The sequence below is a fragment of the Methylocapsa polymorpha genome (assembly GCF_045689225.1).
GTDB classification, from domain to species: Bacteria; Pseudomonadota; Alphaproteobacteria; order Rhizobiales; family Beijerinckiaceae; genus Methylocapsa; species Methylocapsa polymorpha.
Genome location: NZ_CP136862.1, coordinates 795829 through 819275 on the forward strand (window position 1 = coordinate 795829; position 23447 = coordinate 819275).

General features: G+C 62.6%; 17 protein-coding genes. 6 read left to right on the forward strand and 11 right to left on the reverse strand.

Annotated features, from left to right (window positions below):
• Positions 1–79 precede the first annotated feature (79 nt).
• The 3 genes from RZS28_RS03770 (at position 80) to RZS28_RS03780 (ending at position 2161) form a co-directional block, all read left to right on the forward strand.
• On the forward strand, positions 80–1174 hold the full coding sequence (locus tag RZS28_RS03770; RefSeq protein WP_407341034.1) for an ABC transporter permease: 1095 nt from the start codon (positions 80–82) through the stop codon (positions 1172–1174).
• A 269-nt stretch (positions 1175–1443) separates the two neighbouring features.
• Positions 1444–1617, forward strand: coding sequence for a hypothetical protein (locus tag RZS28_RS03775; protein ID WP_407339872.1), 174 nt, complete (start codon positions 1444–1446; stop codon positions 1615–1617).
• Between the two features lie 193 nt (positions 1618–1810).
• The gene (locus RZS28_RS03780; RefSeq protein ID WP_407339873.1) at positions 1811–2161 is read left to right on the forward strand and encodes a hypothetical protein; all 351 of its coding nucleotides are present in this window, start codon (positions 1811–1813) and stop codon (positions 2159–2161) included.
• A 332-nt stretch (positions 2162–2493) separates the two neighbouring features.
• Here the strand turns inward: RZS28_RS03780 and ppc are convergent, their stop codons facing one another.
• Positions 2494–5262 carry a phosphoenolpyruvate carboxylase gene (ppc, locus tag RZS28_RS03785; RefSeq protein ID WP_407339874.1) on the reverse strand — a complete coding sequence of 923 codons (2769 nt, stop codon included), beginning with the start codon at positions 5260–5262 and terminating at the stop codon, positions 2494–2496.
• 558 nt (positions 5263–5820) lie between these two features.
• Here ppc and RZS28_RS03790 point away from each other — a divergent pair.
• From RZS28_RS03790 to RZS28_RS03800, 3 genes are all read left to right on the forward strand, one after another.
• Positions 5821–6861, forward strand: a complete 1041-nt coding sequence (locus tag RZS28_RS03790) for a patatin-like phospholipase family protein (protein ID WP_407339875.1) — start codon at positions 5821–5823, stop codon at positions 6859–6861.
• A 2-nt stretch (positions 6862–6863) separates the two neighbouring features.
• Positions 6864–8315: a GntP family permease gene (locus RZS28_RS03795; protein WP_407339876.1), complete on the forward strand. Its 1452-nt coding sequence runs from the start codon at positions 6864–6866 to the stop codon at positions 8313–8315.
• A gap of 147 nt (positions 8316–8462) precedes the next feature.
• Positions 8463–8981, forward strand: coding sequence for a YqhA family protein (locus RZS28_RS03800; RefSeq protein ID WP_407339877.1), 519 nt, complete (start codon positions 8463–8465; stop codon positions 8979–8981).
• A gap of 735 nt (positions 8982–9716) precedes the next feature.
• Here RZS28_RS03800 and RZS28_RS03805 read toward each other — a convergent pair.
• The 10 genes from RZS28_RS03805 to RZS28_RS03850 are packed head-to-tail and all read right to left on the reverse strand — an operon-like array spanning position 9717 to position 23436.
• Complete coding sequence (locus tag RZS28_RS03805) at positions 9717–10625, reverse strand: RimK family alpha-L-glutamate ligase (RefSeq protein WP_407339878.1); 909 nt, start codon at positions 10623–10625, stop codon at positions 9717–9719.
• Entirely contained in the window at positions 10622–11347 is a 726-nt protein-coding gene (locus RZS28_RS03810) for a hypothetical protein (RefSeq protein WP_407339879.1), read from the reverse strand. Before RZS28_RS03810 ends, RZS28_RS03805 begins: the two co-directional genes overlap by 4 nt.
• A 7-nt stretch (positions 11348–11354) precedes the next feature.
• Positions 11355–14003, reverse strand: a complete 2649-nt coding sequence (locus RZS28_RS03815) for a DUF6519 domain-containing protein (RefSeq protein ID WP_407339880.1) — start codon at positions 14001–14003, stop codon at positions 11355–11357.
• A gap of 19 nt (positions 14004–14022) precedes the next feature.
• Entirely contained in the window at positions 14023–16014 is a 1992-nt protein-coding gene (locus tag RZS28_RS03820) for a hypothetical protein (protein WP_407339881.1), read from the reverse strand.
• Complete coding sequence (locus tag RZS28_RS03825; RefSeq protein WP_407339882.1) at positions 16011–18659, reverse strand: putative baseplate assembly protein; 2649 nt, start codon at positions 18657–18659, stop codon at positions 16011–16013. Before RZS28_RS03825 ends, RZS28_RS03820 begins: the two co-directional genes overlap by 4 nt.
• Positions 18656–21139, reverse strand: coding sequence for a putative baseplate assembly protein (locus tag RZS28_RS03830; protein WP_407339883.1), 2484 nt, complete (start codon positions 21137–21139; stop codon positions 18656–18658). Before RZS28_RS03830 ends, RZS28_RS03825 begins: the two co-directional genes overlap by 4 nt.
• On the reverse strand, positions 21136–21501 hold the full coding sequence (locus tag RZS28_RS03835; protein ID WP_407339884.1) for a GPW/gp25 family protein: 366 nt from the start codon (positions 21499–21501) through the stop codon (positions 21136–21138). The genes RZS28_RS03830 and RZS28_RS03835 overlap by 4 nt, the downstream gene beginning before the upstream one ends.
• The gene (locus tag RZS28_RS03840; RefSeq protein WP_407339886.1) at positions 21498–21818 is read right to left on the reverse strand and encodes a hypothetical protein; all 321 of its coding nucleotides are present in this window, start codon (positions 21816–21818) and stop codon (positions 21498–21500) included. The genes RZS28_RS03835 and RZS28_RS03840 overlap by 4 nt, the downstream gene beginning before the upstream one ends.
• Entirely contained in the window at positions 21815–22294 is a 480-nt protein-coding gene (locus tag RZS28_RS03845; protein WP_407339888.1) for a phage baseplate assembly protein V, read from the reverse strand. Before RZS28_RS03845 ends, RZS28_RS03840 begins: the two co-directional genes overlap by 4 nt.
• Positions 22291–23436, reverse strand: a complete 1146-nt coding sequence (locus tag RZS28_RS03850) for a hypothetical protein (protein ID WP_407339890.1) — start codon at positions 23434–23436, stop codon at positions 22291–22293. The genes RZS28_RS03845 and RZS28_RS03850 overlap by 4 nt, the downstream gene beginning before the upstream one ends.
• Positions 23437–23447: the final 11 nt, after the last annotated feature.

Sequence of the window (23447 nt, forward strand, 5' to 3'; positions counted from 1 at the left end):
AAAAGAGGCGGGGCCGCCGGAGACGCGGGCTAAGGGGTTTAGCGGCCTCGGCGGGCATGTCGTCAACATCTATCGGCTGATGATCAAGGAGATGCGGAGCATACTGGCCGACCCTATCATGCTGGCCCTTGTCGTCTACGCTTTCAGCGTCGCCGTCTACGCCGTGGCCACAGGCGCTTCGATGGAGGCGACCAATCTCGCTGTCGGCGTCGTCGACGAAGACCATTCCGACCTGTCGCGCCGAATCGCGGATGGGCTCACTCCGCCGCTCTTCAAACCAGCCGTAGAGATCGCGGCAACGGACATTGACGCAGCGATGGACTCGGGACGTCTTGTCTTCGTCATCGAAATCCCGCCCAACTTTCAGGCCGATATTCTCTCCGGGCGGGCGACGTCGATCCAAGTGAACGTAGACGCCACGGCTATCACGCAGGCCGGCAACGGCGCGATCTATATCGAGAGCATCATCTACAATGAGGTCGCGGCCTTCCTCTCCGGGCGCGAGGGAGGCCTCGACATCCCGGTCAATGTCGTAATGCGGGCGAAATTCAATTCCAACTTGAAATCAAGCTGGTTCACCTCGGTGATGCAGGTCATCAATAATCTTACCCTTTTGACGGTGATTCTGACCGGCGCGGCGCTCATTCGCGAACGCGAGCAAGGCACGGTCGAGCATCTTCTCGTCATGCCCATTGTGCCGTCCGAGATCATGCTGTCAAAGATCCTGGCCAATGGCCTCGTTATTCTGGCCGCGGCCGGACTTTCGCTGACGCTTGTGGTGCAGTGGTGGCTGCAAGTGCCGATCGCCGGATCGATCTCGCTGTTTCTCGGCGGGTCGTGCTTTTACGTCTTCACGGTGGCGGCGCTCGGCATTCTTCTGGGCACGATCGCCTCCACGATGGGGCAGTTCGGACTGCTGGCGATCCCCGTGCTGCTGGTCATGATGCTGCTTTCGGGAAGCACCACTCCGATGGAGAGCATGCCGGTCTGGCTGCAATATCTGATGCAGACGATCAGCCCGACGCCGCATTTCGTCGCTTTCGCCCAGGCGGTGCTCTATCGCGGCGCGGATTTTTCCATTGTCTGGCCGCAGTTCATCGCAATGGCCATCATCGGCGGGGTCTATTTCGTCTTCGCCTTGCGCCGCTTCCGCAGCGTCATTTTTGGCGGGTGAAGTCCGGCCAAGCCGAGGCCGCCTGAGCGTTCAAAGTGCAGCATAGTGACGATTGACAATCTTTACTAAAATAACATAGGCGCTGCGCCGCAAGGCTTCGGATGCTCGCGCCCCCTTTTGATCAGCTACGCCGTTGCCTCTCGCATTAGGAAGCGGCGTCCCGGGCGCCGCGCTCGATCATCCAAAGCCGAGGCGGACGGAGGCTACGAATCGGGGGTCAGGAATTCGGCTCTCTTATGGCTCGGCGATTCCATACTGCGAACATCTGGATGCTTCGCCCGATCGACGAGGACCGCCTGTTCCAGGACCGCTTTCGAAGCGTGAACGCGGATGATGCAATCGACAACATCGACAGCACGTTTGCGGAAGCGAACCTCGCCGCTCGTGATATTTTGGCGAATGAACGCGCCAAAGCGGGCGATTTTCTCGGCGTCGACCCATGATCCCAATTCCGAAGGATGAATCGAGTGGGATGCTATGCTTTGAGCAGTTCACCGCTTTTTTCAACACCTGGATCAACCAAACCTTGGTATAGATTCGCATACCAAGTAATGCTTATAATTACGAAAGTACAATAGAGCGACGACCATACTTTGTCTAAATAACCGCTGGTAGACAAATATGGAGCATCGCACCATGAACACGAACATCATAATGCCTCCCGTAAGGCGCGTTGGCTCCAACGCGAAAGAAGGCTTTGCAGCTTTTTGGAAGCATAGCGGCGCGCTTCACGCCGCCGGGATGGGACTCGCCACCACGGCAGTATTCGCCTCGGTCGCAATGGCCACGGCGCGGGAGCGCTATCCTGTCGGCGCAACTCAATACTATGGCCTCTATCAGCACTATGGCCTCTATCAGCCGACCCAGCACGCTCTCAGTCTTTCGCGCCAGGACCGCATCCGGTACCATCACTCGGGAACGCGCGGCCGCGACGGCCTCGGCGGAAGCCCGCTGCATCCTGAAGGCCCCGGCAATCCGAGCGACTAACGCCGACCGCCTTTTGGTCGCGACAAAGCGTGCGACTGCGGTCTGCCCCCAATGGGCTGAGGCAGGTTAACTTAGGCCAGCGAGCGCCCAATGAAATCGTCAATGCTGCGCTGGTCGATGAACCGGCCCAGCGCAGCATCGACAGGCAGACGGAATCGCTGCGACTGGACAATGGAGATTACGATGCTGGATCACGGTCAATCCTAGCCGGCCCGGAGAGGTCCTGATTGCAATCCCGATACGGCGTCAGAGATCAATCATTTTGAGATCAAGATTCCCGTTCTCGGCAGCGTGTAGCTTAAGATGGCGCCTGGCGGCATCTTTCGGGAACCTCACCCTGTGTTGCGCAGACCTGCAGCGATTCCGTTGATCGAGATGAGAATGCCGCGCAGGGTTTTGTCGTCATGCTTGCCGCTTCGCCAGCGGCGAATAAGCTCGACCTGGAGATGATTGAGCGGCGCAATATAGGGAAAACGGTGCTTGATCGAGCGCGCCAGAGTCGGGTTATCGGCAAGGCGCTCGGTTGTGCCGGTGATGCTGTTGAGAGCTATCACTGTGCGTGTCCATTCCTGCTCCAAGGCGCCAAAAACCGTCTGGGCGAGCTCCTGGTCGGGGACGAGATCCGCGTAACGCTTCGCAAGAACCATATCCGCCTTGGCGAGCACCATGTCCATGTTTGATAGAAGAACGCGGAAGAACGGCCATTCGTCGCTCATGCGCCTCAACAAAGCCATGCGTTCTACGGGAGCCTCCCTGGTGAACGTTTCCACCGCGGATCCAAAGCCAAGCCAGCCGGGCAGAGCGATGCGCGACTGACCCCACGAAAAGCTCCAGGGAATGGCGCGGAGATCTTCGATACGTCGCGTCGAGCGGCGTGAGGCCGGACGCGAGCCGATGTTCAACTCGGCGATTTCTGCGATCGGCGTAGCGGCGAAGAAGAAATCGACGAAGCCTGGAAAGTCATATACGAGCGCGCGATAAGCCGCCATGCTCACCCGAGAAAGCTGATCGGCGGCTAAAAGAAACTCATCCGGCGCTGGCGTCGTAGGCGGAAGAAGCGTTGCTTCGAGCGAGGCCGCTACAAGAGCTTCGAGATTGTGTCGGCCAATGGCGGGGTTTGAGTATTTGGATGCGATGACCTCGCCTTGTTCGGTTAATCTGATCTGTCCGTTCACTGTTTCTGGCGGCTGCGCGAGGATTGCTTGATAGCTCGGTCCGCCGCCGCGCCCAACCGTTCCGCCGCGCCCGTGAAAAAGACGTAGCGTGACGCCCTCGTGCTCCTTGAAGAATTTGGCAAGCGCGGTAGAGGCGCGGTAGAGTTCCCAATTGCTGGTGAAAAAGCCGCCATCCTTGTTGCTGTCGGAATAGCCAAGCATGATTTCCTGCTGCGCGCCCGATGCGCGGATCAGATCGCCGACTCCTGGCAGCGCGTAAAAAGCTTGCATGATTGATTCGGCGTTGCGCAAATCCTCAATTGTCTCGAAGAGGGGAACAACCAGCAACTCCACTACAGAGTCGGTATCCCCCAGCGCGCCATGCATCATGCCGCATTCCTTGAGCAGCACAAGCGCTTCAAGGAGATCGCTGATCGTTTCAGTGTGGCTTATGATGTAGTGGCGAATCGCTTGTTCGCCGAATGATTTGCGCAGATCCCGCGCGGCCTCGAAGATTTCGAGCTCTTCCCTTGTGCGTTCAGAATATTGCACGCCGGGCACGCGCAGCGGTCGCGGGTCTCGAAGAAGATCGAGAAGGAGTTCCTGCTTGCGCAATTCGTCAAGGTTTCCATAATCTGCGGCCACACGCGCGATGGCCAGTAGTTCCGCGAGCGTCTCTTGGTGTCGGTCGGAGCTTTGGCGAAGATCGACCGTGGCGAGATGAAAGCCGAAGACGTCGACAGCCCTGCGCAAAGGTTTGAGCCGCGCGGGAATCAAGGCGCTTCCATGATTCGCGTTGAGCGAACTTTCAATGACGCCGAGATCGGTCTGCAGCTCCTTGGCGTCAAGATAGGGTTCGGCGGGCGGCGCATGTCTCACCGATTCGACGCCGGTCAGCTTCACTAGAGTTGCTGACAAGCGCGCATGGACGCCGATTAGCGCACGCCGATAAGGCTCGTCCTCTCGATGCGGGTTCTCGTCGCCGGATCGGTCCGCCAGGGACTGCAAGTCCGGCGTGCGCCCGACGAGAAGGCTCGAGATCGAGAGTTCGCCGCTGAGTTCGCGAATTTCCGCCAGATAGTGACGCAGCGCCGTCTCGCACTGTCGACGAAGCGCAAGCGACAGCGTTTGCGAGTTCACATTGGGATTGCCGTCCCGGTCGCCGCCGATCCATGACGCCATGCGAAAGAAGGGCGCCACATGCAAGCCGCCAAGCCTTTCTTCGATTTCATCGTAAAGGCGCGGAATTTCCTGTAGGAAGGTCGTTTGGTAAAAGCCTAACGCATTTTCGATTTCGTCGCGGACGCTCAATCGCGCATAGCGCAACAGCCGGGTCTGCCAGAGTTGCGCTATCCGCGCCCGCAACAGAGCCTCGTTCTGTTTCTTCTCCCGTCCGCCTTGCAAGCTTTCCCGTGCAACGAGGAGGCTCGCAATCGAGCGTTCGGCGTCGCGCAGGCTCTTGCGCTGCACCTCGGTCGGATGCGCGGTCAGCACCGGAGAAACCAAACTTCCGCCGAGCGCCGCGGCAATCGTCTCCGGCGCTACTCCTGCAGCGGCCAATCGCGTGAAAGTCGAGGCGAGACTCCCGTCATTTGCGGGCCTTTCGGTCTGATCCTCCAGCGCTGCGCGACGACGAATATGATGCCTATCCTCGGCAATATTGGCAAGGTGCGAGAAATAGCTGAAGGCCCGGATCACCGACATGGCCTGTTCCGCCGTCAACCCGCGCACAATCGCGTCGAGCTCGCGGCCAACTTTCGGGTCCGCGGCGCGTTCGACGGCGACGCTGAGACGACGAATGGCCTCGATCCGCTCGAATGCTTCGGCGCCATCTTGCTCGCGAATGGTGTCGCCGAGCAACTGGCCGAGCAGACGTATATCATCAATAAGCGGCTGTTCCTTGGCAAAGGCGCTGCTTTTCGAGATTGAACCGAGCATCTGTGTCATTCAGGCCTCGTGCTGCTTGCGGTCTAGACGGTTCGACTAAATTGAGGCGAGCGCAATGGCTCGCTTCAATTACTAAAACAATCACCGGGCCGACGCCAGACTCGGCGAATTGTGGAATTCATAGCCATTGCGGCGATAGCGGCCAGCCGAAGTTCAGGCCGAACATTACATAAGCTTTGGATCGCTGGCCACGCTTAGCGGCGATCTCCCTTGGAAGAGCAATGGGCAGATCAATTACGTCGAACCTCGCCAGGCCGGCTTGCGCGTAACGACAGCCCTCAAGGAAGCGACGACGAATTTCGCCCTTCACCGTGGAAGAACAAACGCCGGCAGATGTGATGGAAATGACGTGGCGCCGACGTTTTGCGCCAGGCCCGAAGCCCAGTTCGTCACACTGTCGCGTTTGTTGACCACAATATGATCCGCTCGAATCCGGCGAATCGAGGGGTTTGCTTCTTCATTTCGCGCCGCGAATTTGTGCTACGCTCCGATCTGGGCGCCTTACAAGATACAGATTACGATAGCCTACCCAGATGACTATCGCGAGGTCGGTTGACAATGGAGCCTGCCAAGACTGCAATCGCACGCGATCCCATCCTTATCGATCTTGCGCTGCAGGGCGGAGGCTCGCACGGGGCGTTCACCTGGGGCGTGCTCGATCGTCTGCTTGAGGAGCCCTGGCTTGAGATCGACGGCATTTCCGGCACCTCGGCCGGCGCGATGAACGCGGCGGCGCTGGTCGACGGCTACGTGAAGGGCGGGCCGGCCGGCGCGCGCCAGGCGCTCGAGACGTTCTGGCGCCGCGTCTCCGACGCCGCCCGATTCAGCCCGTTCCGGCGCGGGCCGCTTGATGTGCTCCTCGGCCGCTGGACGCTGGACTCTTCGCCCATCTATGTCGGCATTGACCTCATGTCTCGCTTGTTGTCGCCCTACGACTTGAATCCGATGGGGAAGAATCCGTTACGCGAAATTCTCGCCGAGCTCATCGATTTCACGCGGCTGGCGCAAGCGCCCATAAAGCTCTTCATCACCGCCACCAATGTCCGGACCGGCCGCGGTCATGTGTTCAAGAACGATGCGATCACGGCCGACGTTTTGCTTGGCTCGGCTTGCCTGCCGACCATGTTTCAGGCCGTAGAGATCGATGGCGAACTTTACTGGGACGGAGGCTATTCCGGCAATCCTACGATCACGCCCCTCATTCGGGAATGCAAATCACAAGACACGATTCTCGTTCAGATCAACCCGGTCGAGCGCAAAGAATCGCCGCGTTCCGCGTCGGAGATTTTGAACCGTCTGAACGAAGTGTCCTTTAACGCCGTTCTCCTAAAGGAGCTGCGCATGATCAGCTTGCTTCGGCGCGTCGCCGATCCAGGCGACAGCGAGGGCGCGCAATGGGCGGGCATGCGCCTCCACCGAATCGCGAGCGAATTGATGACCGACCTCGGCGCCTCCTCCAAGCTCAATGCGGAATGGGACTTCTTCACCCTGCTGCGTGATGAGGGGCGCAGGTCCGCGCAAGCCTTTTTGGAGACGCATGCGTCGGATCTCGGATGCCGCTCGACGCTCGATGTCGATGTTCTTCTGGAAGGGATCTGAGCATGGGGCTTCTCGGCATTCTTGTCGCTCTAGGGCTGCTGATCTGGCTCGCCTATCGGGGCTGGAGCGTGCTTCTGCTCGCGCCCGCCGCCGCGATCCTCGCCGCCGGATTAGCCGGCGAGCCGCTGCTCGCCCATTGGACGCAAACCTTCATGGGGAGCGCCGCGCGTTTCATCATGCAATTCTTCCCGATTTTTCTTCTGGGCGCCCTGTTCGGCAAGCTCATGGAGGATAGCGGCTCCGTGTCCTCCATCGCCGACTTTATGACCGAGCGTCTCGGCGCGCGACGAGCGGTGCTGGCCGTCGTTCTCGCCGGCGCGCTGGTCACCTATGGCGGCGTCAGCCTCTTCGTAGCGTTCTTCGTGCTCGCCCCGATGGCGCATGAACTGTTTCGCGCGGCGGGGATCCCGAAGCGGCTCATGCCGGCGGCCATCGCGCTCGGCACGTCGACCTTCACCATGTCGGCTCTGCCCGGAACGCCGGCGATTCAGAATGCGATCCCGATGCCGTTCTTCGGCACCACGCCTTTCGCGGCGCCGGGTCTTGGCGTCATCGCCTCGCTCATCATGGCGGGGTTCGGCCTTTGGTGGCTCGCCCGCGCCGAAGCCAAGGCGCGCAGCAAGGGTGAAGGCTATGGCGCGACCGCCGACCTCGCCATGGACGCTGTGGAGGATGAGATCGTCCGCGAGCGCGCGACGACCGCCAGCGCGTTCGATCCAGCGGAGATACGCCGTGGCCATCCGGGCGCCGTCGCTCCATCCATCGCTCTGGCCGTCTTGCCGCTGGTTATCGTGGTTGGCGTCAATCTCCTGATGTCGCTGTTTATATTGCCTCGTCTCAACGCCTCATATCTCGCCGATGAAGCTTGGGGCTCGACATCGCTGTCCGCCGTCGGCGGCGTATGGTCCGTCGTCGCAGCGCTCGCGGCCGCCGTCGTTGTGCTCGTCGCCATCAATTTTCGGCGTCTACCGGCGCTGCGCGCAACCATGGACGCCGGGGCCAACGCCTCCGCCCTACCGGTGTTGAGCGTCGCGAGCCTCGTCGGCTTCGGCTCGGTCGTCGCTGCCCTCCCTGCTTTCGCCATGGTGCGCGATTGGGTGCTTGGAATCGAAGGCGGCCCGCTGGTGTCGCTGGCGGTGGCGACAAATGTGCTCGCCTCCCTCACCGGCTCGGCGTCGGGCGGATTGACGATCGCGCTCGACGCGCTCGGCGCCTCCTATATGCGTCTCGCCGCCGAGCAGGGCGTCAACCCGGCGTTGTTGCACCGCATCGCCGTGATCGGCGCAGGCACGCTCGACAGCCTTCCGCATAATGGCGCCGTGGTCACGCTGCTCGCGGTCTGCGGCTCGACCCATCGCGAGAGCTATCTCGACATCGTCATGGTTTCGATCGTAGGCGGTCTTCTTGGCCTCGCCGCGGTGATCGGATTGGGGACATTATTTGGGTCATTCTAGGCGCTCCGGCGCAACTAAAAATCATATCATTTGCCCTGGAGCATGCTCCAACTCCGTGAATCTGAGCAATTCCTTTTCGATCAGATGACTCCATCCGATCGGGAAGCGCTCTGGTCCCCTGCCGACGCGCGCGAGGCTTTGAAAGATATGAACGCTATAGAACGAGGCGTCCAGGCGGTCATCTTCGGTAGCCGCTGGCTGGCGGCGCCGTTTATTTTTGGGCTCATCATTGGTTTGGCGGGGCTGCTTTACAAGTTCGTCGTCAAGCTCGTCGAATTTGTGTTGCATTTGAAGGACGTTCCCAATTCAGAGGCGCTCGTCAGCGTCCTTAGTCTCGTCGATCTCTCGCTCACCGCCAATCTTATCTTGATTGTGATCTGCTCGAGCTACGAGAATTTCATTAGACAACTCAATCCGGCCGAGCATCCCGATATGCCGAACGGGCTGATCAGAATCGGATTCTCCTTGCTGAAGCAGAAGCTGCTCGGCTCGATTGTGGCGATAGCGGCGGTCCATGTGCTGGAATGGTTCATGGACATTGACCACTATGCCGACACCGTCACTCTTGCGTGGCTTATTGGAACCATGATGGCCTTCGCGGTTGTCATGCTCGTGGTGGCGACCGCGGACCGTGTGAGCGACGCGGGCGCACACAAGGATCATTGAGGGCGCCTCGCGCGCGCTGTCCAGGCGCCGTCTTGTTCGATGCTCCGCGTTCCTTTAAATTAAAATCCTCTGGGAACGCCGACCGCGAATGCGGACAGGGGTCAAAGAGAAAAACCGCATAGGCAGCCTGACGCGCCTTGCGCCTTGCGCGCCGCCACCTGAAAGGATTCGCAAAACATGATGTCTCGTCGCTCTTTCTTAGATGGTCTTCTCGCATTCGGCGCCGCTGCGGCGCTTGTCGGCGCAGTCGCGTCCGAAGCCATGGCCGCGACTCCCGAGCCGGTGGAAGGCGCGGCCGCGCGCAATCATCGCCGAGCCCGTCCAAACACATTTTGGAGCCGTCGCGCCCGGCGCAGAGCCAAGATCGCGCGTCATCGCCGCGCTGCGCCGCAATAATGACCGCGCCATGGATCATAATGATTTTGGATTGAGCCAATCCGAAATCAACTCGTGATCCGAGTCCAAATTGGGGACGGCGCCTCGGCTCATTGCGAGTTCCGACCGAAATCGAACTCACGACTCCGAATGGCTCCGTACCTACGTCGGCCCGACGATCATCTGGGCCTTGCCTGACACGATTCGGCGCCAGGAGGGCGGCGTCGCGGAGGAAATCGAGCGCTGTGCGCGCATCCGAGTAAGCTACCGCGACCTGAACTGTGAATAAGCATGGAATAAGGACCGCTCCCCGTCAGATCCAAAATTGCACGCCGATTGACGCTCTCTGAAGGTCACGCGTCAACTGCCAGTTATAAGCAGGTTCGCCATCGCGTGAGTCATAGGTTGGTTCGTCGCCGCCTCGTAATAGGTGAAAGCCGGCGAGGGATTGACCTCGAAGCACACCCACTCTCCGGAGGGGGTCAAACGCAGATCGACGCCAGCCGCAGCCAGTCCCAGCGACGTGACGAGCGCTCGGCACCTCTCTTCGACCTCGCCCGGCAGCGCGCTCGCGTAGAGGTCGACGCCTTCCCCCTCACGGCCGGCGTAACGATAGTCGTCCGCGTCGCTGACGACCTCCGAACAAAAGACCGCCTTGCCGATGACGTGGACGCGGTAGTCGCGTCCGCGGACGTATTGTTGGAACTGCGTCGGACACCAGACAATGTCCGAAAGTCGATCCCAATCGTCAGGTTTCAGTCGCTTGACGATGCTGCGCACGCTGCTCACCGATTTGTAGATCAGCTCGCCATGCCCCGCGAGAAAGTCTCTGACTGCGGCTGGATCGGTCGTCACCAGCGTGTCGGGAACTGCGAAGCCCTGCGCGCGAATCAAATCGAGTTGATAGGGTTTGGAACTGTTCGTCGCCATCGCCTCAAACGCGTTCACGACAAGAGCCGGCGTTGCGTCGAGAAACGCCGAAACGGCCTCGTCCACTGCGCGAGCGTGACCGGCGAGCGCCGAGTCCTTGTCCGCGCCTGAGGTGAGCAGCCGCGACTCTCCACAACGCAAATAGACCGCCTTCACTGACGACAGATCGCAACGATCATCGCCGAGGCGGATTTCGCCGACCGCCCGCGCGCGCAGATCGATCAGGGTTTCGTGAACGCGCCGTTGATCCAGGAAGAACACTTCGGCGCCCCGGCCCAGCAAGGCTGCCCGCGTCGCCATGAGCGGGCTGTCCTCGGCGACGCCCCAGAGCAAGATCACGCCGCGCCCGAGGTTCGGAATCGGAACAGGTCGAGCGTCGCCATCGCAATGTCCCGGTCAGCCAGATTGACGAGCGGACTCGCGTGCACGAACAGCGCATCGTCCCCTTCGCCCGCGAACTCCGCCCGAAGCATTTCCGCCCGCGCCGCTCGCGCCAGCGCGGCGACTGCGGGTCCAAGGCGAGCGTCGCCGAATACTGCGTCCCCGACGAGCGTGACGACGGTGCGCGGCGCATCGTCCAAGGGATTCGCTTTGTCGATTGCCAGGTCGAGGCTTGCCAGGCGCGGCTGAAACCGAACCGCTATCCCCAGTGCGTCGGCAAGCCGTCGCCAGTGTTCCGGCGACCAAAGCGGGCCGCACAGAGATTGCGAGGTCGGACGGTTGTGGACGCCGCGCTCGAGGGCGCTCAGGAAGGCCAGCATGAAGGCGGTCATTTCGCTTGCGACATAGGCGCGATCCTCGACCGCAATGTGCGGGACCTGCGACTCATCGACGTGACTAAGCCGGGGCAGAACGCCGCGAATCTCGTCGCGTCGGATGCGTCGAGACCCGCAGACCGCGATCAGGGAATTCGGGTCACCCGACCGAATCTTCCAGCCTTCGCGCGACAGGTCTCGCGGCGTGACGCGCAGAACGTCCGCTTCGGCGTTGGCCTCGACGAAAGTCGCGGCCTGCACGTCGAAGGGGTCGGCCAGCACCAGCAGCGCGCCGGCGCTAGTCAAACGCGCCTCAAGGCGCGGCCCGCGGCGTGAGGTTTGGACGCTCGCTCGGCCGAATGAAGGCCCGCCCAGGAGCAGCCGCGTCGCCCACTTCGAAGCCCGCGTCTGAAACGACTGTCTCACTCGGCATAGCCAAGCTGACGAACTGGATTTCCATCGCCTTCGCGTCCAAGACGGCGTGCTTTTCAACTTCCTTCACCAGCTTATCCGGCGGGTGTTTCTCTCGCTCCTTGTCCTTGTCCTTGTCCTTCTCCTTATCCTTGTCCTTGTCCTTCTGCTTGAGGCGCACATGCACCTTCGCCTTCGCGGACTGAGCCGGGTTGGCGGTGGATGTTGCAACGATCTGGAAGTCCCCCGCGGTAGCCGGTGCGATGTAAAGGCCTTGGTTGACCGTTCCTCCGGCGTTCGTATTCACGTTGTTGAGGTCCTGAATGCTCCACGTCACGCCATTGTCAACCGCTGCGCCGACGACATTGGCGGAAAACTGCTGGCTGTGGCCGGCGAACACCGTCAGTTCCGCCGGCGAGATGGAAACTTTCACGACCTGCACCGTGATCATCGCATTTCTCACAGTGGCGTTCAACGTGGCGGTGATCAGCGCGTCAGCGGTATTTGCTGCGGCGGCAGATGTGGAGATCGTGAATGGCGCCGGATTCTGGGTATGGTCCTTGGGAATATTGATGGTCGCCGGGGAAACTGTGATGCCCGCGGACGCGCTCAGAGCAACGTTCACGCCAGCATCCGAGGATGCAGGAAAATCGAGCGTGACCGTGCCTGACGCGGTCCCTCCCGCATTGATCAATTGGGGGGCGACCGCAATGCCGAGGAGGTTCGACTGCGGCGCCTGCAGCCGCAGATAGAACCAACTCTCGAGGTCGCTGGCTCTGCGCCCGTCGCCGGAGGGAAACAGCAGGTCCACCCGCTGGGTAACGCCGTCCCGGCGAATTCCATCTACTCCGAGCGCGCGCCCATCGACGTAGAGCCGCTGATTGACGTTGTCCTGCCAAATTGCATGGCCGCGCAGCCGCACCTGCACCCGTACTCGCGTGACCGGGTTGGGCGCCTGAGAGGCAAGGTATGTCGACAGGCTGGCAAGTTCGGCTCCGCCGGCGCGCGGCTTCCACTCGATCACATTGGGCGCAGGGAAATCGATGTCGCCGTTCAGCGCGATCACATGCGTCGCCACGGCGCTGGGCCCCGCCTGCGCCAATGGGGGAAGCTCCAGCGGCGCCTCCATCGTCACGCTTAACGCCGCGCTCACGCTCTCGGCCGCTCCTCCCGCAGGAGGAGGCGTGATTGCGCCGTCGAGGATGATGCGCAGACCGTTCGTCAGCAACAGCGCCTGATCGAGATCATCGTCATTAACCCAACTCGTGCCGGCGACGTGGAGCGCAGGGGGCGTCTCCGCCAACGGTGAGAACGACTTCCGGCAGTCCTGCAGGCTTTGGATTTTTCCTCCTAAAAAGGACGCCACGGCGAGTCGGCAGACATGGATCCTGTCGCCGCGCGGCGGCTGCGGCGTTGTGAAGGGCCAATCCACGGTTCCCGTGACCGTGCGAGCCGGGATGAGCCAGGAATCGCCGGTGCGATAGTCGCCCGCTTCGAAGATCACTTCGACGCCCTCTTCCAGCGTAATCCAGCCATCTCCGCCTGCTGGGGCGGCAAGCGGGATATCGCCCGCGCTGTCCCAGCGCCGCAGCCTCGGCGACAGCGCAGGATCGATGGCGGGGGGCGCCGTCTTCAGCACGACAAGCCGCGTCGCCTCGTCAACGTGGTCGATTTGGAAGAGAGGCCCTGGGAGACCCGCCAGTTCCGTCGCGGCGTCGAGCACTTCCACCCACTGACCGTTGGAAAAGCCGAGGGTCTCATCGCGACCGAGGTCGTGAACGGTCACCTGCAGCCCGTTGAACTTTTCGATCGCGGTGACGATCGAACCGTTGTCGCGCGACCATTTGAATGTCGCCGTCGCGAGCTGCCCGGCCTTATGGACCTCGACCCTGTAAAGCTGATTTTCGAGGCGCGTATAGCCCGCGCCCGGGGGCAACAGACACGGGTTAATTGCCGCCTGGACGGGCTGTGCGCGGGCGCTCATCAGACCCGTTCCAGGCGTCGTCAGCGCGGTCCACTCCGGAACCACGTCTCCACAGGCGACCGCGCCCGGCGTGGCCGGGCTCACCGGCAGCACTTTAACCTGCCACGCCGTCTTGATCCGAATTGCTGTGTCAGGGCCGCCGAGGGCGGTTTCACGGATCGACGGGTCCTCGAGCGCGGTGATCGTCCGCCGCCAAACATGGAGATAGACGATCATCGCAGTCGCATGCGCCGCATTCATCAGATCTGCGATCGCCGTCGCCCGGGGATAGTCGGGCTGGGCGAGGTAATCGAGCGCGGCGTCGTTTTCACAAAGCAGGCCGTCGACGTAGTAGCGACCGGAACCGACGGTGAGAGCCGTCCCGTCCGTTGTGATCTGAAAGCCGGCGTCGTGCAGCGGCGCGCCGGAAGCCCCCACAACATCTTTCGCCTGGATTTCAGCCCGTCGGCGATGGATGTCCTGTTGCTCGTTCCAGTCGGCGTCGAGTTGGACGCGACCCTGCTGCATGACGACGCCATCATAGTGCTTCTTGGCGTCGAACGTGTCGCGGCTGATGTCCCCCTTCATAACGACCCCCCACTCAGGCTCACGTCGCGTAAGCGACGCCGGCCTCCAGCCCAAAACGCAAATATTCGTCGAGCCGCAGGCGCAGATTGGTTTCCCGCTGCGGCTGATACAGAAGGCGAAAAGCGCCCATCTCAGACCCGTCCTCCGAGCCCTCGCGGATTTCGCGCGGCGTGCGCCGACTGAGCTGGCCATAAGCCGCATCGCCGTAATTCAGCGAGACAAAGACCGGCTGTATCGAGGTCGGATCGGCCGCAGGCGCGGGTTGGCATTGATAGGGCCGCGGGACGCGCGCTCTCGGCGGCACATAGGAGAATCGAACCGAGCCGGTTTGTCGCCGCTCGGCGATGATAGGCGCGACCCAGGGGTCGCCTGCGTCTAGCCTCGCGAAAAAAATTACGTTCGACGCTTCCGTGAACTCGTTCGTGTGCACCTTGCCGACGATCGTGGTGTTCGAAACGGTCAGCGCTCCGCCTGCGGAGACGCCGTCGAGACCGGCGTAGGCGACCCCGCTTGGCGAAGTCGCGTCGATGATGCTGTTGGTGATCGTCACGCGCGCGCCGGGGGCGACCCGCAGACCGCCGAGAATGCAGTTGTCGATCTGCAAAGTCACGCCCGTCTCGATCACCAGACTTGGCGCGAGCGGCTGAGTTGGGGCTCCCGCCCCGGTCAACGAGAGGCCGGGGGGAAGCGTGCAATGCCGCAGCGCCAAGGCGTTCAACCGGTTGTTGGGCGTCGCCTGCACATGGACGCTTTTGCCCGCGATCAGAAGGCCGTTGAGGCTCACCTGCGAGCCGTCCGCTCCGGCGATCGTCAATTCACCGCCGAGCGAAAGCATCGGCCTCAGCTTGTCCGCCGAGCGAATCTCTAGGCTTGCGCCAGCTGTCGAGACATTCACCGAGAGCGTCTCCGCGTAGACGCCGTTGTCCGCGATCTCCACCGCGCCTCCACCGGCTGCCGCTGTCAGCGCCGCCTGGATCGTCGCCCGCTGCGTCGGCGTGACGACGACGGGCGAGAGCGTCGCGAAAGTCGCGACCCTATCGTAGGACCCCCCGCCCATTTCCCCCACAGCGCCGCTGTGGAAGCTCACCTTCGGCGTCGTTGCCGGGGGCGTTCCGAATGCGATCCGCCCCAATTTCGGATCGACGGCGACCTTGCCCGCGGGCGGCGTATGCGCCCATGCGGCGCCCATGTCGGACAGATCGCAGACGGCAAGCGCGTCGAGCGTCACGCCTTCTATGAAGAAGCTCTTGTCCGCGCCATAGAACTGGTCTTTGGCCGCCGCCAGCGCCCAACGCTCGAACGGCTGGGAAAAGTTGCGCGCGTCCAGAGATAGGGCGGCGTCATCCTTGGGCGCAGCGGCGCTGAAAAGCTCGATTGGCGCTCCAAGCGGGTTGAACAGGTAACGGCTCACGTCGATCCGCGCAGCCGGCGACGAGGACAGAAAGTTGGTGCGAAGGCGCCACAAGGCGATCGTGACATTGGCGATGTTCGCGGCTTCAGCGCGGCGGGTCGGATTGCGAATCTCGACGAATCGTAGATTTCGGTCGAACGGTCCGCCTGGCCGTTCGCCCCGCTGGGCTCCACGCACTTTGGCGAACGTCGATGCGCCGGGATTGAGATGGTTCAGATAGGACGTGATCGCCAGCCTCTCGAATTGTTCGACGACAAGCGCTTCCCAACCCGTGACGTCCCACGCCAGGAGCTCGAGCGTGGCCGCCGTGCCCTTACCGCGCCGCAACGCGAGTGTATTGGCGACTTCGGCTCGCGGACTGCTGATCTGCGGCGTCACTCCATGCAACTGGCGATGGCCGATCAGGCTGCCGATGTAAGGCACGGCCCAGTCCGCGCAGGTCTCAATGAATTGGTCGTCGTAAAGCTGAGCGAGGTCCTCCTCCAGCAGTGCGAGCTGATCCGCGACGACGCTCAAGAGCGCCGACAGATCGCCGCCTTGGTCGCGGGTGCGATAGACCGCGGGCAGCATGTCCAAGAGCGTGCGCTCGTCGAAGGTCATCCGAGTGCTCCCACGAGGTCGACGGGCCTGGGATCGAGCGTTAGCAATTCGGCCGCGATCAGCGCGCCGTCGTCGCCCGAACGCGGCGCCGCCGCAGCGAGCGCCATGTAGATCCCGCCGCCGTTGGGGTCGTCTATGCGAAAGAACCGGACGATATCGACGGCGACGACGCCAGCGACGGCCTGCATCGTCGCCATGGCTTCACTGAGCGTCGCCGGCTGGCCAAAACTTCGCACGTCGAAGGAAAAAGCGGTGCGCAACGCAGCGTCCACTGACGCGAGCACACTGGCGATTTCATAGTCTGCGGCGACGATGATGGTCGCCGACAATCTGAAGAACGCCTGCCGGTAAGACTGAACGCGCAGGGACACATGCGGATCGCCCGCTGCGCGCATAGCCGCCAGCAAGCTCTTGTAGGTCTGCCCGCTCTCCAGCAATTCTTCGCCCCCCGCGCCGGCGACCGTGACAAAGACCCCCTGTCGCTGTCCGCTCCAGCTCCAGGTCGCGAGCGCCTTGCCCACGCCCTGGAACGCTCTCGCGAAATCTTCATAGTCGCTAAGCGACACGATCCGGTCCAGCGTCAGGACGGTCAGCGCAGCGTTGTTGCGAATCTCATCGAGCGTTTCGGCATCGGTCGCCCCCGCCGCCGCAAGGGGATTGATCGCCGACCGAACCCCCATGGGACGGACGGGGAGCAAGGACAGCCTCCCAGCGTCGACGTTGCCGACTTTCCCTCCCCCTTTACGATACGTCGCCTGGACGTTCTCGTTCCCGGTCGCAAGCCGGGCGCCGACCACGCCGTCGCCGAATTCGACCGCCGCCGTCCCGTCGTCGTCGATGCGCACCGCATAGACGCGGTCGTTAGGGCCCTGTCCGAAGAAGCTCGGCGACTCGCGCCACAGCAAACTGTTGGCGCGGACCTCTAGCGTCGAGCGCGCGCCGCTCGCCGAATCGCTGTTCACGTAGGTCAGCGGCGACTGGCGCAGAGCAAAGCGCTGGAACGGCTGGCTTGAATCCCCCGAGCCGAGGATCTCTCTCACCGTCTCGCCATGGGTCGCCAACGCCACATTCGCGTTTACGGTGACGCTGTCGCGCACGTAGCTGTTGGCCAAAGCCTGGTCGAACGAGAGCGTCGTGTAACCGGCCCCGAAAGTGACGTCCGACAAGGTGAGCACCTCGCTTTCGACGACGCCATCGAGATCGGCGCGCGCGCCCGTCAGGACGACGCTCCGTCCGATCGTAAGCCCGAAATAGGTGCGGTCCAGCGTAACGCTCGCCCCCGCCACCGGATCGAGGATCGGCAGATCTGCGAGAGGCAGCTGTTCGCTTTGAACGTAGACCGTCGTTTCACGCAAGGATAGGCCGGAAAAGCCGTCGGCGCTGTCAACCCGCAGCCGTGTCGTCTTGCCGCTCAGCCCGTAGTCCGCGCGCGAAGTCTCTCCGACTTCCTTCACTCGGCATATCCTGCGCTCGTAGCGACTGTCCAGAATCGCCCAGCTTCCAGCGACGACGTTCGGATAGGTTCGGTCAAGATAGATGTCTCCGTTGGCCAATGGATCATCGTCGGACAAGGTGCGCGGGGTCGCATCCCAATTATTGGGATATGCGGCGAGCAAGCCCGGCTGTCCATTGGTCAGGGCAAGGTATTTCGGCGCGTTGTGGCCAAAGATCGGAGCGCGTTGACGAAACGCGAACGCTCCCTGCTCTACGCTGAACGGAGGAAATGACACCTGTCGCGCGAAATTGAGGGTCAATGCCGGCAGCGACCACTTATGCACCGTCGCCAGCGCGCTGAAATCGTGCTGCCGCCAGCTGAAACCCAAAATGTTGGAGGAAACGTAACTGTTCGTGAGCTTGGGAGCAATGCCGAAAAAGATCTCGATCGGCCAGGGCGGCAGGATTGGAAAATGAAAAGGCGGCGGGTCCGGGGGCGCCTCGGCCAGGTCGACGCGGGTCTGGTCTCTAGCCTGATCGCGGGTCACCTTCACCACGCGCTTCGCATCCCTGTCGCCCGCGACGACAAGGATCAAGTCGCCAGGGCTCATGTCCACATTGGCGCCGCTCAGGATCACGCTCTGCATGCCGACGTCGAGGGTCTGTGGCTGTGCGCGCAGCGGACGCATCGCGTTCCATTCCGGCCGCGCTTCGATGTCTTCGATGGTCTCGAAAGTCAGCGGCGCCTCGCCAGATTGCGGCAAGCTCTGAACCTTCAGCCGCGCGCCTATCGTCAACGGCTGCGCCGCCTGATCGGAGGCTCCGGGTGCGTCCTCCAGCGTGAAGGCAACGGCGGCGCTAGCGGCGACGCCGGGCCGCGGGCGGTAGTCGATCAGTCGCGCGAGTTCGAGCGCCGAGCGTCGCTCCTTCGCGGTGGGCAAATACGACTCATTTGCGATGCGCTCCTGATAGAAGGTCAGGACGTCTGACATTGTCGCGAACGCATCCACCAGCGCCACGGACAAATCCGAGGTTTCGCCCGTGTGCAGGCCAGTCTGAAGGGCGAGGCTCTCGAGCATCGTATCCTTGAACGAAGCGTAGTCGCCGACCCGATAAGAGATTTGCGCAAGACCGGGGCGGTTGTAGGTCAGAAGCGGCGTGCGCCGCGCTTCACCGATCGAAGCGCCGAACGGCGCGGAGCCGGACGTCATTTTCCACCCTCCACGATCGCGCGGAAAACGCCGCGCTCAGGGAAGTCGGGATCGTTATCGAGCCGCGCGATCTCGAGGCGCGCCATGTCCAGCTTGCCTGTGACAAGCGCTCTGGCATCAGGCCGCCCCCGCCGTTGGAACTTCGTGACCTGCGCGGCCGCGACGCCGTCCACGGCTTGCGCCACCGCGTAGAGCGGGCTGAGATAGACCGCCTGCCCAAAAACAAATTTGTCTGGAGAGAAGACGCCGCGCCCGCCGTCAGGCGTCAATCCCGAGCTGAAAACTGCCATCAGCGCCTGCTCGATGTCCGATCGGAAGTGATCGGGTTTCGCGATCACGCGCATCTCGATCTCCAACGCGACATATTTCGGACCGTTCACTTGCAGATCGTGTCCCGCGAGACGATAGGGCTCCAAGAAGACACGAACTCGGTTGGCGAAGTCCGCGTCGATCGCAGCGCCGCCGCGGCGCTCGACGGTGACGAAGACCGTCGACCAACTGCCGGTCCACCGGAACGCCGCCGCGGCGCGCAACACCTCCGGGTGCGTTTCGGCGAGGGTTTCGTAGTCTTCAGCCGTGACCGCCCGACGCTGGACGCGAAAGGCGATCGGCGCGGCGCGTCGTGCGTGCTCCATGCTCTCGGGCGCGACGCCGCCTTGAGCAGGTAAAGGATTGCGGACACTTCGAATGGCGGGATCCGCGCTGACGACATGGCTGATTGCGTCGGCAGCGACATTGCCACGCGTCGCCTCGCCGACGCGGTATCGGGCCTCAAAGGTCGCGCCCTGCGGCGGCCGCTGACCATGGACATCATCGCCAAAGCGAAGATAGGTTGAGCCGTCGGACTCGGTTTCGACAACGAAGTCGGCCGCTTCGGCCTCGCTGGCCAAGAGATCGCGGCGCACTTTCCACGCTGCAGGCTGCTGGCCGGCGCGAAGCTCGGTCAGCGCGACGGGCGGCGTCGCTTCCTCCGGTTTCGTGCGCAATGTCGCCGCGGCGGAAGGAGGCGGTAAAAGGGGGTCATAAGGCGCCGCATGGACAAGCGGACTGCCCCTCAGCCGGGGTCGATAGCGGGCCGGGATCGGCGTGGGTTCGCCCGGGGTGCAAGGATCGGCGCCCGACGGCGGCCGGAACAATTTCGGGGCGGGGACCTCGCCTAGCGTCTGGTCGATGAAGCTCGCGCCGTGATCAGCGAGCACGATATTGCCGAAAGCTACGGTCACGTCGTCGAGTTGCTTCGCGACTCCGTTCGATGTCAGCGATGCGGAAAACGGGAATGCGAAAGGAGTCGCGTCGTCGCGCGACCATTCGATCCTTGTGATCGGCGTCGCCCCAGCTATAGGAGGCGTGAGGAAACTGCCGCCGATCGGGTCCTGGTCCAGCGTGACCTTGGTGAGGCGCACCGCCCAGCGCCGCGCCGGATCAGCGTCCCCGGAATGGCCTGTCCGCGGGTTGAGCGCCTCCTGAAAAATGAGAACGTCGCCGACTTTCAGTTTGTCGAGCGAGCCCTTCAGCGTCGCGCTCGTCGCCCCCGCGGGCAGTCGGCATCGTCCGTCGCCAAAGGTGTGGAACGACAGGCGGTTATGCGCCGCGAACAGGGTCGCGTCCTCCATCGTCTCGAAAGTCTCCGGGCCCATTGCGGGGACCCTGGCGAGCGCGTCCGATCCGGGCGCGAGCCGCGCCGCCTGTCCGGGCATGGCGGTGTAGGCCTGCGCGCCTTGCTTCAGCACAACGTCGCTGTCCACTTCGAAGTGGAGGAAGGCGCGCGCGTTGACGCCTTCGTGCAGGAAATAGTCGACAAGCCTCGCGTGCCGGCGGACCGAAACGCGTCGCCTCGCGGTTCCCAGATAGGCCTCAGTCGCTACGGCGTCCTGCCGATAGCTCAAGAGGTCGCCGACGTGGGCGAAGAGTTCGACAAGCGCGACGCCAAGATCGGCGGGATTCCGCTCAGTCCATCGTGGCGCGACGGTCGAGAGCCGGTCGAGCATCAATTGCCGAAAGCTGTTGTAGTCCTTCGCAAGGTAGTCGATGTTCGGAGCGAGCCGCGGCGGCGGCGCGCTCGCCGCGAATCGCCGGGCCGGATCGAATTCGGTGGAGCATGCCGCCTTGAAGGAAAAGTCCACGAAAGACAGCTGCGGGTCCAGGCTTGCTGGATTGAATGCGGAACCGCTCGCGGCGACAAATTGCAGGCGATAGGTCGAGAAATCGCCGTAGGCGTTGAGATGCACCACAACAGCATCAGCGCCATAGCTGACGTCGTCGGCGCTGACGCCCGTGATGCGGTCGCCGCCCGTGATGATCACGTTTGCGGGCGTCAATCCCGGCGGGGCCGGCTTCAGAAAGTGTACTCGAAGAATGCGCTGTCGATCCGCCGGCGTCGGAGCGTCGGCGTCAAGGACCTCTAGATAGTCGATGCCGTTCAGCGTGGAGGCCGCCACCGCCGCGCGCCGTTTCTCGTCGCAACAGACATAGGCGTTCACAGCCCGCCTCCGGTCGCGAACGTGGCGGTCTTGATCTCCTGCGTTCTCCTGACCGCATATTTCACCACGACGGTGAGCGTCGAATCCTCCGCGGACACGTCGACCTGCTGAACGACGATCAAATCGCCCAGCCATTGCTGAAGCGCGCCCTGCACAAGGAATTGGGTCGCCGTCGCAAGTTCCGGACTGTTTGGCGCGAACACAAGCTGGCTCAGGGCGGCGCCGAAATTGGGCCGATTGATCCGCTCGCCTGGCGTTGTGAACAACGTCTGTTCGATGAGGTCGCGGATGTGCCGGTCGTCGTCGGCCAGAGTCGTCCGGCCGCCGCCGTCAAATTGATAGGGGAAAGCGAAGTTGGTCATGTCCCTTTCACCCTGATCTGCGTGACCAGCACGCTCAGCGGCGTGCCCGTCGGCGCGCATTGCGACTGGCTGTCCTGCAACAGCACCGGCTGATTCATGCTCGTCACGCGTGTAGCGGCGCTTACGAATTGCGCCGTGGCGCAGGGAGGATTCGGCGTGCCAGTGAGGGCGCATCCCGCGACCGCGTAGGCGGTGGACTGGATCACGACGGGTTGCCCGCTGACCCTCACGCGCGCAGCCGGCGCGGCCGGCTGCGCCTTCCCGCCGTGAGCGCAAAGAAGTTGGGACGTCGCATCGAGGAGATATCCCGGGCTCATATCACCTCCAACGCCTGGCCGTTGATCGAGACTTTTGGTCCCTCCAGCTTGACGGAGGCGACGCCGTTGCTGATCTGGATCGAGGTGGCGTCAAAAGCAATCTTCATCCCCGTCTTCGTCTCGATAGTGACGCCGCCCAGGCCGGGAAGATCGTTGATCGTGATAGTGGCGGTGACCGTCTTGATCACCTTCATCGTCGGCAGCGCCATAGAAGCGGGCCATTCGCCAAGCCCCCAAAAGCAGCCGCTCCAGATCGGCGATTCCGGATTGCCCGCCTCGAACTCCACCCAGACATTGGCGCCGACCGGCGGCAGGGCGAAGAAGCCGACGCCCGAACCGGCGAAGGGCGCGCACGGCATCGCCCAGACCAAGGCGGAACCGAGCGCCGCCGGCGCCGTCACCTGGAGGCGGCCGAGCAGCATCGGATCGAGGTTGTTCTTCACCTCACCGCGATATTTCCCATAGAGATGCTTCATGGAATCACCGCCGGCGTAAGCGCGCCGACGCCTTCGCGCGCCAGGCTGAATCTCTGCTTGTACTGACCTTTGCTGATCGAATGGCTCACGCTCTTGACGTAATAGAGCCCGTCGTTCGTGAAGCCCGCGCCGCGCAGACCGACGATGCTCCGGGCTCGGAGCACGCCGCCATATCGAAGCCCGTCGAGTTCGCCTTGCGCGGTGGCGACGTTGTCAACGGATTTGTCGGTCGCGCCCTGCGCGCGCCCGTAGGCCTGCATGACGTCGAGCCCGGAGCTGTTGTCAAGCAGCGTCGTGCGAACATTCGGAAGCTGCGTCGGCAACGCCGGAAGCAGCGCGAGCGGCGGCAGCCGCAGGCTGGCGAACGTCATCACCGGCAGGGTCGCGTTGAGCCGCTTATCGGTGACCACATCATCCACGATGGCGGGCGCCAGTCCGTTGTAGGAGAAACTGATCGACTCGACGTTGCTCTCCGGCCCCGATCCGACCGTGAGCGCGCTCTGTGGCAAGCCTATTCGCCGGGGCGGCCCCCAGTACGCGGTGTTGATCCCGGGGACGGGTCCGGGCTCGACATAGAACACATGCCCGAACCGCTCGCCGATGGCCTTGAGATGCTCGAGGTCTGTGCCCTGTTGCACAGGCGTCCGCTCGATGGGCAGCGGCTGATCGAGCGCAACCGGCGGAATGATCATCGGAATGAGCCCATATTGCGCGTAGCTGGCGATGATCGCCGCCGCAATCAGCGGCTCGCTCATGGCGATGTAACTGCTCCGCTTCTTCTTCATGTCCATCATCACGCTCACATCTTCGCCGGTCAGAGTCAACGTGGCCGCCCCTGGTTGACTGCCCGGCGACATCTGGATCGTCGTGATGATCCCATCCATGATCACTTGCGGCACAGCGTTGAAGAGCATCGTCAGGATCACGCGATTGAAAGGCCGCAACAGCGGATTGAGCAGCAGCCGGTAGTCCAACATGTCGGCGAGTCCCACTCGGCCGACTTGAAGCACGATCTGAAACCCGGATCGGCCTTCGTCGTTCTGCGTCACCGACACGCTCTGCACCGCCTCCGCAATATCGGGCGTGGCCGGAAGCGGCAACGTCGGCCCGATCAGGAGAGAGAGGTTAACCCCGAGGAACATGAAAAACACCA